11 protein-coding genes are annotated in these 12,073 nt (G+C 56.1%); 8 read left to right on the top strand and 3 right to left on the bottom strand.

The window, feature by feature from the left end:
- Positions 1 to 232: 232 nt before the first annotated feature.
- On the bottom strand, positions 233 to 1,267 hold the full coding sequence (locus N1689_RS05595; RefSeq protein WP_260058213.1) for a LacI family DNA-binding transcriptional regulator: 1,035 nt from the start codon (positions 1,265 to 1,267) through the stop codon (positions 233 to 235).
- A 222-nt stretch (positions 1,268 to 1,489) separates the two neighbouring features.
- On the opposite strand from N1689_RS05595, the gene N1689_RS05590 reads away from it, so the two are divergent.
- The 4 genes from N1689_RS05590 to N1689_RS05575 all read left to right on the top strand — a co-directional run bounded on the left by N1689_RS05590 (position 1,490) and on the right by N1689_RS05575 (position 6,699).
- Positions 1,490 to 2,512: an ABC transporter substrate-binding protein gene (locus N1689_RS05590; protein ID WP_260058212.1), complete on the top strand. Its 1,023-nt coding sequence runs from the start codon at positions 1,490 to 1,492 to the stop codon at positions 2,510 to 2,512.
- Between the two features lie 88 nt (positions 2,513 to 2,600).
- Entirely contained in the window at positions 2,601 to 4,826 is a 2,226-nt protein-coding gene (locus N1689_RS05585) for an iron ABC transporter permease (protein WP_260058210.1), read from the top strand.
- Positions 4,823 to 5,884, top strand: coding sequence for an ABC transporter ATP-binding protein (locus N1689_RS05580; protein WP_161734788.1), 1,062 nt, complete (start codon positions 4,823 to 4,825; stop codon positions 5,882 to 5,884). The genes N1689_RS05585 and N1689_RS05580 overlap by 4 nt, the downstream gene beginning before the upstream one ends.
- Before the next feature lie 23 nt (positions 5,885 to 5,907).
- A complete protein-coding gene (locus N1689_RS05575; RefSeq protein ID WP_161734785.1) occupies positions 5,908 to 6,699 on the top strand; it encodes an inositol monophosphatase family protein in 792 nt (263 codons plus the stop codon).
- Between the two features lie 33 nt (positions 6,700 to 6,732).
- On the opposite strand, the gene N1689_RS05570 is transcribed toward N1689_RS05575, so the two are convergent.
- On the bottom strand, positions 6,733 to 7,170 hold the full coding sequence (locus N1689_RS05570; RefSeq protein ID WP_161734783.1) for an N-acetyltransferase: 438 nt from the start codon (positions 7,168 to 7,170) through the stop codon (positions 6,733 to 6,735).
- A gap of 180 nt (positions 7,171 to 7,350) precedes the next feature.
- Here N1689_RS05570 and hipB point away from each other — a divergent pair, with 180 nt between their 5' ends.
- The 3 genes from hipB (at position 7,351) to N1689_RS05555 (ending at position 9,222) form a co-directional block, all read left to right on the top strand.
- Positions 7,351 to 7,599, top strand: coding sequence for a type II toxin-antitoxin system antitoxin HipB (gene hipB / locus N1689_RS05565; protein ID WP_161734780.1), 249 nt, complete (start codon positions 7,351 to 7,353; stop codon positions 7,597 to 7,599).
- Positions 7,599 to 8,912, top strand: a complete 1,314-nt coding sequence (locus N1689_RS05560) for a type II toxin-antitoxin system HipA family toxin (RefSeq protein ID WP_161734778.1) — start codon at positions 7,599 to 7,601, stop codon at positions 8,910 to 8,912. Before hipB ends, N1689_RS05560 begins: the two co-directional genes overlap by 1 nt.
- Positions 8,913 to 9,015: 103 nt before the next feature.
- The gene (locus N1689_RS05555) at positions 9,016 to 9,222 is read left to right on the top strand and encodes a type II toxin-antitoxin system MqsA family antitoxin (RefSeq protein WP_099257387.1); all 207 of its coding nucleotides are present in this window, start codon (positions 9,016 to 9,018) and stop codon (positions 9,220 to 9,222) included.
- 40 nt (positions 9,223 to 9,262) lie between these two features.
- Here N1689_RS05555 and N1689_RS05550 read toward each other — a convergent pair whose 3' ends face one another.
- A complete protein-coding gene (locus tag N1689_RS05550) occupies positions 9,263 to 10,150 on the bottom strand; it encodes a benzoate transporter (RefSeq protein WP_161734776.1) in 888 nt (295 codons plus the stop codon).
- A gap of 430 nt (positions 10,151 to 10,580) precedes the next feature.
- Between N1689_RS05550 and N1689_RS05545 the strand changes: the two genes are divergently transcribed.
- Positions 10,581 to 11,963, top strand: coding sequence for a Xaa-Pro peptidase family protein (locus N1689_RS05545; protein WP_260058204.1), 1,383 nt, complete (start codon positions 10,581 to 10,583; stop codon positions 11,961 to 11,963).
- Positions 11,964 to 12,073: the final 110 nt, after the last annotated feature.

Here is a 12,073-nt window from a genome sequence, read left to right as displayed (position 1 = left end):
ATTAAGCCTGGCACAAATGTGATATTTGTCACATCTGACTGCTGATTCATTGAGCAGATAAAACCAGAAGAACTTAATAATGCAGATAAAGCGTAGTCAGGAAATCGATATTGTGTGCGGCACTGTCCGATTATTTTCAAAGGGGGCAGGAAATAAGTAAAGCGAAGCGTAAAACCGACTGGGGATTATTTCAGCAGGTGAAATGTTCCGGCTGAAAATAAACAAAGGGCAGTTAACCGCCCCGTACTGAACCCCGCCAGACCACATCGACCGGATATATTCTCCGCTCCTGCTGTTGGTCATTTTTGGGTGTTAGCGTTTCCGGTTGCGCTTCTTTCTCCACCAGCCAGGCAATCGCATCGCGGGCAAACTGCTCCACTGGCTGCGCAAAGGTGGTGAGGTTATACGAGGACCAGCCCGACTGCGGGATATTGTCATGCCCCATGATGCAGAGATCCTCCGGAATACGCAGTGCAAAGCGGTGACGCGCCTCATCCATAAAACCGCAGGCGAGCAGGTCGGTAGCACAGTAAACCGCATCCGGGCGAATGTTACGCGTCAGCAGACGCTGGGCCAGAATCTGGCCGCTTTCATAGGAGGTGGTGCCGAATCGCTCCACCTGAACTGTGATACCCGCTTTTTGCGCCGACGCCAGAAAATCGGCTTCGCGCTTCAGCAGACTCGGCGTGCCTGCCAGCGAATTGACAAAGGCGATGCGATTGCAGCCTGCCCGGACAAAGGCGTTAACCGCCATTTCGGCGGCAGGGCGGGAGTCGGGATTAATATTGAGCGTACCGGGCAGGGATTCGTCGCGGTTAATCAGCACCAGATGCTGACCGTGCTTGTAGCAGAGCCGGGTAATGCCGCTGTCCGGCATACCGGAAAGAATGATTGAGGCGTCGGCACGGAAATTAATCGCCTGTTGCAGTGCGTCGGAAACCCGCGCATCCGAGCGGTCGGTGTTGATCAGCATCGCCACTTTTCCCGCTTCCTGCAAATACTGGGTCATCCAGCGCACCAGGCTGGCACGGTAGGGCGTATCCACTTCGGAGGCGATTAAACAGACAATGCCGCTGCGGTTGCGTACGAGACCGCGAGCCAGATGATTGACGTGATAGCCCAGCTCTTCAGCCGCTTTCATCACCCGCTGACGGGTGGACTCCGACACGCTGGCACCTTGCGTAAAGGTGCGGGAGACCGCTGACCGGGAGACGCCTGCCCGGTCAGCGACATCCTGCGCACTCACTACTGCTTTAAGCTGCTGCATCTTTTGCCTCGCCCCTCTGTTGCCTGTACTGAGTCTGCCTGAAATTGCAAGGGTGTGCAAAGGGTGCCTGCTTGCGAGATGTTTCAAATTTGTGACAGACCCTGACAATTGCATAACAACTCAATTGACAGGGTCGCCGGGTCGCCGTACTACTTTGCTTACATCTTTGCACACATGTGCAAAAGCTGGCGCACATGCGTCATCCAGCCCCAGGAGAACACCATGCGTTATCCCTCTCTGCTCGCTGTTGTCATCATCTGCCCTCTGGTGCCGTTTGCTGCCTCGGCGGCGGGCCTTAATATGATCTGCTCTGCAGATGTGGTGGTGTGTGAACAGATGACCACGCTGTTCAGCCAGAGTCATCCCGACATCAAACTCAGCATGGTGCGGCTCTCTGCCGGTGAAGCTTATGCCCGTATCCGCAGTGAAGCGCGCAATCCCCGTACCGATATCTGGTGGGCGGGCACCGGTGACCCGCATATGCAGGCCGCCGAAGAGGGCTTAACCCAGGCCTACAAATCTCCTCTGCTCGATGAGCAGCAGCCGTGGTCACAGAAAGTCGCGGAGATCTCCGGGTATCGCACCGTGGGCGTCTATGCCGGTGCGCTGGGCTGGGGCTACAACACGAAACTGCTGGCGGTGAAAAAGCTGAAGGTCCCGGCCTGCTGGGCGGATTTACTCGACCCTGGCTTTAAAGGGGAAATTCAGATCGCCAATCCTAACTCCTCCGGCACGGCCTATAACACTCTGTCGACGCTGGTGCAGATCATGGGTGAAGACAAGGCCTTTGACTACCTGAAGAAGCTCAATGCCAACATCTCTCAGTACACTAAGTCCGGCTCTGCACCGGTTAAGGCCGCCGCGCGCGGTGAAACCACCGTCGGCATTGTTTTTATGCATGATGCCGTGGCGATGGAGGTGGATGGCTTCCCGATTAAGCCCGTCGCGCCCTGCGAAGGCACCGGCTATGAAATTGGTTCAATGTCGATCATTAAAGGCGCGCGCAATCTGGCTAATGCTAAAAGCTGGTACGACTGGGCGCTCAGCGCGGAGGCTCAGTCGCACATGAAAGAGGCGAAGTCGTTCCAGTTGCCTTCTAACCGCAAGGCGGAGATCTCTCAATACGCGCCGCGCTTCGAGAATATCAAACTGATCGATTATGACTTCAAAACCTATGGTGACTCGGCAAAACGCAAGGCGTTGCTGGGTCGCTGGGATAAAGAGATTGGTGCCAGCGCGCAATAACGGTGGTGTGCGCCCGGCCTGCTGAGCCGGGTCTGTGCCAGACCGCGGTGGCGTAAGCCTGATGTCCGCTTCCTGATGGAGGTGATTTATGAATGCGCACAATCGTCGCTTAACCGGCACGCTTCTGGCGGGGGCCATCGCGCTGACGCTGCTGCCCTGGTATAGCCTGGAGCAGGGCTTTTTTACGGGAGACTGGCTGTCTAGCCTGTGGGCCGATGAGAACAACACACCGGCGCTGGGGCAGCTCGCGTTACGCAGCTGGCTGGGGATCGCCGTCGCGCTATGGCTGCTCTCTGCGGCCAGCGTCTTTCTGCCGCCAGGCCGCTTCCGCAGCACGCTGCTGCTGCTGTTCAGCGTGGCGGGCATTCTGTTTCTGGTGCTGGAAGGGCATGCCATTGGGTTTAGTGGCTGGAACTGGCTGTGGCTGGAGAACCTCTTCGGGCCGCTGGCGCAGGGGCAACCGGCAATGGGTGCGGGCGCACTGCTGCTGCTGACCGTCTTTCTGCTCATCTTCGCCTTTGCCCTGGCGGAGCGCGGCGTGCTGAAAGGCGATGCCTTTGTGGTGGCGTCAATTGTGCTGCTGGTGGCGCTGGTTACGACCTTTGTGCTCTATCCGGTGCTGAGCCTGTTTGTTGCCTCGGTGCAGGATAGTGACGGCAGCTTTAAACCGGACGGGCTGATTGCCAATGTGCAGGATCCCGCCATCTGGAGCCTCGGCTGTTTCACCGGCGGCTCCTGCGGCACGGCCTGGCGCACGCTGGGACTGGCGCTGATGACCGCCAGTGGTTCTACGCTGCTGGGCCTGGCGTTTGCGCTGGCGGCCACGCGTACGGGGCTGCCCTATAAAAAAGCGCTGCGGATGCTGACCATATTGCCCATTATCACGCCGCCATTTGTTATCGGTCTGGCACTGATCCTGCTGTTTGGCCGCTCCGGCGTGGTGACAGCATCGCTGGCGACGCTGTTCGGTATCGAGCCGGGCCGCTGGCTCTATGGGCTGACCGGCATCTGGATTGCCCAGGTGCTGTCGTTTACTCCCATTGCGTTCCTGGTGCTGATTGGCGTAGTTGAGGGGGTCAGTCCGTCACTGGAAGAGGCGTCGCAGACCCTGCGCGCCAGCCGCTGGCGCACGTTCTCCCGCATCTCGTTGCCGCTGATGGCGCCAGGTCTGGCCAACGCGTTCTTAATCAGCTTTATCGAAAGCATGGCCGATTTCGGCAACCCGATGGTGCTGGGCGGCAGTCACGGCGTGCTCTCGACAGAGATCTTCTTCTCCGTGGTCGGCGCTCAGAACGACCCAAGCCGCGCGGCGGTGCTGGCGATGATCCTGCTGGGTTTTACCCTTGCCGCTTTTCTGGTGCAGCGCGTCTGGCTCTCAGGCAAAAGCTTCGCCACCGTAACCGGCAAAGGCGACGGCGGCCGTCATGTGATGCTGCCGCGTCCGGTGCGCTACAGCGTCTATGGCATGGTGATCCCGTGGGGACTCTTCACCCTGGTGATCTACGGCATGATCATGATTGGCGGCTTTGTGCAGTCCTGGGGGCTGAATAATAACCTGACGCTGGATCACTATATCCGCGCCTTCAGTGTCAGCGTGAATCAGGGGCAGCTGGTCTGGAGCGGCGTCGCCTGGAATTCCTTCTGGACCACGCTGGAAATCGCCCTGATTGCCGCACCGCTCACCGCCATTGTGGGGCTGCTGACTGCCTGGCTGATCGTGCGACAGAAGTTTGCCGGCCGTCAGACCTTTGAATTCATGCTGATGCTGAGTTTTGCCATTCCCGGCACGGTGATAGGTGTGAGCTATGTGATGGCCTATAACCTGCCGCCGCTGGAGATCACCGGCACCGCGATGATCCTGATCGCCTGCTTTGTCTTCCGTAATATGCCGGTCGGCGTGCGGGGCGGGATGGCGGCGATGAGCCAGCTGGATAAGAGTCTGGATGAAGCCTCACTGACGCTGGGCGCCAACAGTTTCCGCACGCTGCGCAAAGTGGTACTGCCGCTGCTCAAACCTGCGATCAGCGCCGCGCTCGTCTACGCCTTTGTGCGGGCCATTACCTCGATCAGTGCGGTGATTTTTCTGGTCAGCGCCCAGTACAACATGGCGACCTCTTATATTGTCGGGCTGGTGGAGAATGGCGAGTATGGCGTCGCGATTGCCTACTCCTCGGTACTGATTGTGGTGATGCTGCTGATCATTGGTCTTTTCCAGCTGCTGGTGGGCGATCGTCGCCTGCGCCGTGCAACCCAACCGGCGGTAATTGTTGCCGCACCCTCTGCATCTACTCTGACTCAGGAGAGAGCCGTATGACGACCATTAACGCCGGATCGGTGGTGTTTGAACATGTCGCGAAGCGATTTGCTGGTTTTACTGCAGTGCCGGATCTGTCGCTTACCGTAGAGCCGGGCACGCTGGTAACGCTGCTCGGGCCATCCGGCTGCGGTAAAACGACCACGCTGCGGCTGCTGGCCGGGCTGGAGCATCCTACCTCGGGGCGGATTCTGATTGGCGGCAAAGAGGTGACCCATCTGCCCGCTAATGAGCGCGACGTGGCGATGGTGTTTCAGTCCTACGCGCTGTTTCCGCATATGAACGCTATCGACAACATTCTTTACGGTCTGCTCTCTTCTGGCATGAACAAACGCGAGGCGCAAGACAGGGCGCGCGAGGGGCTGAAGCTGGTGGGGCTGGAGAGTCAGGGACAGCGGCTGCCATCCGAACTGTCCGGCGGACAGCAGCAGCGTATTGCGGTGGCCCGTGCGCTGGTGCTGGAACCGCAGGTGCTGCTGCTTGATGAGCCGCTGTCGAACCTCGATGAGCGTCTGCGCCGTCGGGTGCGCACCGATATCCGCGATCTGCAGCAGCGGCTCGGGTTTACCGCCGTCTACGTGACCCATGACCAGGAGGAGGCGCTGGCGGTCTCCGATAAGATTATTGTCATGAAAGAGGGAGATATTGCTCAGCAGGGCGCGCCGGAGACGCTTTACCATTCGCCCAATTCAGTCTTTATCGCTGATTTTATGGGTGAAGCCAATATTCTGCCCTGTGAAGTAGAACAGGCGGATGCAGATGACGCGCTGGTGCGGCTGGGTAATCAGCGCTTCCGGGTGCGGGGTGCCGGCGCTAAACCCGGCACTGCTCAGCTGGCGGTGCGGCCACAGTTTATTACGCTGTCCGGCGACGGTCAGGGTGCGTTGCAGGGTGAAGTGATCCACAGCACCTGGCTGGGCGATCATATCGAATATGAAGTCGCTACCGAGCTTGGCGCGCTGTTCATTATCGACCCGCAGATGGAACAGCGTCTGCCGCTCGCCGCCACGGTTGGCGTCAACTTTAAGCCGCAGGGTTTAGCCCTGATAGCCCGTTAATCTGATTAACCCGAGGAGTTCGCATGGAATCGCAGGAAATAATGGCGCGACTGGCGTTAGCGGAAGCCGTTGCCCGCGAAGGGGGCGCTACCGCGTTATCCTGGTTTAACCGCCGCGAGACGCTGGTAGTGGAGACGAAGTACGATTTGCAGGATGTGGTGTCGATTGCCGACCGGGAAGTGGAGCAGCTGATCGCCAGCCATATACGGGATGCGTTTCCCGATGATGGCTTCCTGGGCGAGGAGACGGGTCTGCAGGCGGGAACCTCTCACTATACCTGGGTGGTGGATCCGATCGATGGCACCAGCCCGTTTCTCAATGGGATGCCGAGCTGGTGTGTTTCCGTGGCGGTGCTGCGTGGCGATGTACCGGTCATCGGGGTGATTTTCGCACCCACCTATGAGGAGTGCTACGTAGCGGCACTGGGGCAGGGCGCGACGCTTAACGGGCGTCGTCTGCAGGTCGATGCCACACGCACGCTGCAAAACCACGTTACCGGCTTTGGTGCTAACAGCTATGTCAGTCCGCAACAGGTGGGCGAGATTGTGGCGGCGCTGTTGTCGGCGGGCGGTAACTTTATCCGCATCGGCTCCGGCGCGCTGATGCTGGCCTGGGTCGCGGCTGGTCGGGTCGTGGGTTACTACGAACCTTATATGCACGCCTGGGATTGCCTGGCGGGTTACTGCCTGGTGAAAGAGGCGGGCGGCTGGTGCCACCCGTTCAATACCGAAGGCGACCGCATCACTAAAGGGGCCCAGGTGCTTGCTGTGGCACCCGGCGCCGAAGCGGACCTCCGCCGCATTGCTGATTTGTAGGTCAGTGACCCTGTCACGCTGACTGTACTCAGGTCAGCGTGATGCCGCAGGGCTTAGCGTTTTCGTCAGATAGTGGCGCTGCATGCCGTCCTGCGGAAAATCGGGCAGGGACATCTGCTGCTGATAACCCTGTTTCTGATAAAACGGCAGCGCCTGAAAACTAAATGTATCCACCAGCGCAAAGAGACAGCCCAGTTTAACCGCTTCCTGCTCTGCCGCTTCCATCAGCGCACGCCCCAGACCACTGTCACGCAGCGTTTCGTCCACCCAGAGATAATCAATACAGAGCCAGTTTCCTTTGCGCGAGGCGATCAATCCGCCGCGTAACACACCTTCTGCATCTTTGTGAGAAACCGACAGCGGCCCCCAGTTCTCCCGACTGATAAATTGCCGGTTGTAAGCCCCTAATCCTGCCAGTAGCGCTTCCCGATCGTCGTCGTTTTGCTGATGGGTAAGGATAAATGTGCTCATCCTGTTCCTCTCTTATCCATGCGTTGTCTTTATCCCTCAAAAAGGATAAATTCAATTTTATCCTCTAAAAGGTATAATCTGTATATTATCCTCTTAAGGGTATAAAGTGCGCTTTATACCCTATCGGGGATAAACCCTCTGCGCTATGCTTACAGCCTGTGATTCTTTAGGAGTTACCCCATGATATACAGCCCGCTACAGCTGGCAAACCGGCTAAAGCTTATCCGCCAGCGCAACGGCTGGACCCAGAGTGAACTGGCGAAAAAGGTTGGCCTGAAACAGGCTACCATCTCTCACTTTGAAAATGCGCCTGACACTACCTCGCTGGCCACGCTGTTTAAGCTTTTACAGGCGCTGGAAGTGAGTCTGGACGTAGTGGAAAAAGAGGAGGCCAGTGCGCCTCAATTGCATGATGAGGATGCGTGGTAATGCAAAGGCTGATTGCGTGGATGAACGGCGAGCGGGTAGGCGTGCTCACCCGGCAGCGGAATGGCGCTCATGAGTTTCAGTATGACACCGGCTGGCTGAGTAACCCGCTATCCAGGCCACTGTCACTTTCTCTGCCGCTGCAGGTTAAGGCAATCACCTCACACGCCGTGATTAACTTCTTCGATAACCTGCTGCCAGATAGCCCGCTGATTCGTGACAGAATCGTGGCGCGTTACCAGATTAAATCCCGTCAGCCGTTTGACCTGTTGCAGGAAGTGGGACGTGACAGCGTCGGGGCGACTATGCTGTTGCCGCCCGATATGCCGCTGCCCGCGCTGCAGGCTCGCTATGAGGTGCTGGATGAAGCCCGGCTTGAGAGTGTGCTGTCAGCCTATCAGTCAGATATCCCGCTGGGGATGTTGCGTGAAGAGACTGACTTCCGCATTTCGGTGGCGGGCGCACAGGAGAAAACGGCGCTGCTGCTGACCGAAGAGGGCTGGAGCATTCCTGCCGGTGCCACGCCCACCTCGCACATCATTAAGCTGCCGATCGGTGAGATTAAACAGCCAGCCGCGACGCTGGATATGCGTGAAAGCGTAGAGAATGAGTATCTCTGTCTGGCGCTGGCCCGCGCACTGGGTATTGATGTGCCGCAGGCGACGATTATCCGGGCCGGTAAGATGCGCGCCCTGGCCGTTGAGCGCTTTGATCGCCGCTGGTCGCGCGACCGAACCCGGCTGATTCGTCTGCCACAGGAGGATTTCTGTCAGGCGCTGGGGCTGCCATCCTCGACCAAATATGCGTCGGACGGCGGGCCGGGCATTGCAGAAATAATGCAGATACTGATGGGATCGAGCAACGCCATTGAAGATCGCTATCGCTTTATGATGTTCCAGGTGTTTCAGTGGCTGATTGGTGCTACCGATGGTCACGCAAAAAACTTCTCGCTGTTTATTGAGCGCGGCGGCAGTTATCGACTGACACCCTTTTATGATGTGATCTCCGCTTATCCGGTGCTGGGCGGTACCGGCCTGAACAGGCGTGCACTAAAGCTTGCGATGGGGCTGCGTGCCACTAAGGGGAAGAAGACAGAAATCGACAAAATCTTTCCGCGCCATTTTATCGCCACGGCAAAAAGCGTCAGTTTTGATCGTGACAGTTTGCAGCAGATCTTCGACTTCTTCGTCCGTGAGTTTCCCAAAGCGGTGGTCTCAGTGCGCGAGGCCTTACCGGCCGATTATCCACAGCACATCGCCGACGCCATTTTCAGTCATTCACTGATTATGCTGGAGCGGCTGCGGCACAAAGAGTGATGGCGCTATAAGCTGGCACTATCCTGAAAAACCTCGCCTCCTGTGTATGGCTAAAAGCCTGTCGGCTAGGCTTATCTGACAGGCTTAACAGGAGAGTCATGGTATGAAGTGTCCGGGATGTGAAGGAGAGGCGTTTGTGTACGCCACGCGCGACGTCAGTCTTAATACGGGTAATCCCGAGGACGTTGTGCCGGATGTAAAGGGCGATCACTGCATCCGCTGTGGCGCGGTGATTATGAATGCCGGAACGTCGGAGTTATATCCCGAAAAGGCTGAAGCGCTGGAGAATGCCGGCGTGCCTGTTAAATGAGACAAAGAGCCCGCTTAGTGCGGGCTTTCGTTTTATTCATTCACCGCTTGAGAAACTCTTCAAAACGGGCCTGGTTATCCACCAACCATGCAGGCAAATACTCCTGCGTTACTGGCCGGATTACCATTTTGCGGGGGCGGTTCCAGATATCAATATTCTGCTCAACGCAGCGCCGAATATGATCGGGATTGTTGAACTCAGGGAGATTATTTTCTGTGTGAGAAATCGTCTCCATTTTCTCGCTTATACGCGCGTCGGTCATTACCCATGAGAAGTGCCAGCCAGCGTCTTCAATTGTTCTGGTACGCATCTTCAGTAGCTTCCAGCGCCACCAGCTGTCCCTGATTGGCGTACCCTTGCGTTTAACGTTGCGTAACAGCTCTGGCTGGCCTCTGAAAAAATGCTTCAGATTCTTCATAGTGGTCATCTTTGGCAGGCGGCAGAGACGGGCAGAGCCATCGTCATTAAAAACCTGAACGTTAAATTTATAATTATAGAAGTTATGGTACAGCGTCGTGCAGAGGTGGCGCGGGCTGAACTGCTTCAGGGCTTCAGGACGGGGGATTTCATCTACATCTGATACGATGATGATATCGTCGTCCTCAGCGAAGTCCAGACCGCGCATAATGGCGTTGCGCGCTATCGTCTCATTTTCCCACGGGTCGGATTCACCGGCTTTCACCATTGAGCTGCCAGACACGAAATCATGCTGATGGATCGTCGGTACTGAGTCATTAACGACGTAAATAATTTTCTCGCGAAATGCCGCAAACTTTTCGATATTAAAACTGAGTTTTTCTCGACGCTTGCCAGTAAAGGTATAGAGGGATTCAACAATGACGAACTTATCAACATGTTCATAAAGCGTATTCAGCCGAAGCTCAAGAAGCATGTCTTCATCGTAGTAAAGGAAACAATCGTAAATCATTGGCTAACAAACCTTCCTGGCATAATTTTCACATTATTTGAAACAATTATACCGCATGTTAAGCGTAAAATTACCTTTTCGTTACGTTATCTGTACTTTTTGATGCGGTTAAAAAGAAAATATGATCTCGGCCAAAAAATTACAAAATAATAAAGAATCTCTGTAAAACGTACTCCAGGCATCAGGCCAGTGTAAAAGTTTCAAACAGGTTGCTAATAAGTGATGCTTAAATATCAAACACCGTGCATGCTCACAAATTGAAGATAAAAAAAGCCTGCACAAGGCAGGCAAAATCGTTACAAGGGAATGTCCCTCTTTTGATAACACGCAACGAGTAAGTTGTGTGATGGTGGCACCGTACAGGAGAAACCTCAGGTTTACCCTGGAAACGGGAATCACAATCACATCAATCTGGCCACTGGAGTGCGTTATGGATGCCAATCGCTATGCCCTGAAAACAATCCCGTCACCGCCGGTCTTTCCCGGTGCTGCCAGCCCTGTGATATCTGATGAAACACTGCATCGCCGTCTGGCCGCCATTATTGAGCGGATGCAGCAGCAGCAGATTGCGCAACTGATTATCTATGCCGACAAAGAGCACGGCAGCAATTTTGAATATCTGGCGGGATTCATTCCGCGTTTTGAGGAGGCGCTGCTGGTGGTGAATCAGCAGGGCGAGCTTACCTATATCATGGGTAATGAGAACCTCAAGCTGGTGCCTTTTGCCCGCAATCCGGGACGCTGTCTGCATGCGCCGATCTTTTCGTTGCCCAATCAGCCGATGCATGGGGAGCAGCCATTGGATCAGCTGTTAACAGAGGCAGGCATTAAGGCGGATGAACGCACCGGGCTGGTGGGCTGGAAGCTGTTTACCGGCAGGCAGCAGGCGCTTTTTGATCTGCCGCAGTTCGTCTACGCTGCAGCGGCTCAGGCGGCGGGTGGCGATGTGCATCTGGTTAACGCCACCGGATTGTTTATCTCGCCAGACCTCGGTGCGCGTTGCGTTAACTGCGCCGATGAAGTCGCCTTTTATGAGGCTGGCGCCAATCTTGCGTCAACCGCGATGCTGGCTGCGCTGGATAGCGTAGCGCCGGGTGTGACAGAGAAGGCGTCAGGCGCACGGCTGAATGCAGAAGGGCAGCCAAACAGTGTCGTCACGATTGCCGCGACCGGCGATCGTTTCGCCCAGGCCCGGCTCTATCCGTCAGACAAACAGATTTCAACTGGCGACAAACTCTCACTGACGGTCGGCTATAAAGGCGGCCTGACCAGCCGCTCTGCGTATGTCGTCAGTGAGGCTTCTGAGTTACAGTGTCACGTTTCTGACTGGTTAGACCGGCTGGCGATCCCCTATTATCATGCTGTGGTCAGCTGGCTGGAGCAGTTGCGAATCGGAATTACCGGCGGCGAACTCTATACGCATATCGAAACGGTACTGCCCAAAGCGCAATATGGCTGGCATCTCAATCCAGGACATCTGGTGGCTGACGAAGAGTGGTTAAGCTCGCCCATCTATCCCGATTCAGCAGTGACCCTGAAGAGCGGTATGCTGTTGCAGATTGATATTATCCCATCGGTGCCGGGGTATGGCGGCTGCAGTATTGAAGATACGGTCGGACTGGCAGACGCCGCATTGCGTGATGAGCTGGCGAGCCGTTTTCCGGCGGTGTGGCAGCGTATGACCCGGCGCAGAGCCTACCTGACCGAGGTACTGAAAATCCGGTTGTCCGGGGAGGTGATTTTACTCTCGAACACGGTAGGCTATCTGCGCCCTTTCTTACTGGATAAGCATCGTGCGCTGGTGCGCCGGTAGAGAATGCACCGGCCGCCTCAGGCCGGTAATAATTTGTAAAATTTAACTGAGAGTAAAACCCAAACGCATCTGTCAGGATACGCGCCTCAGAAAGTTCCTGGTTGCTCTCA

The organism is Pantoea sp. XY16, from assembly GCF_025153065.1.
Lineage (GTDB): Bacteria > Pseudomonadota > Gammaproteobacteria > Enterobacterales > Enterobacteriaceae > Pantoea > Pantoea alfalfae.
This window is presented reverse-complemented; position numbering and strand designations above follow the sequence as displayed.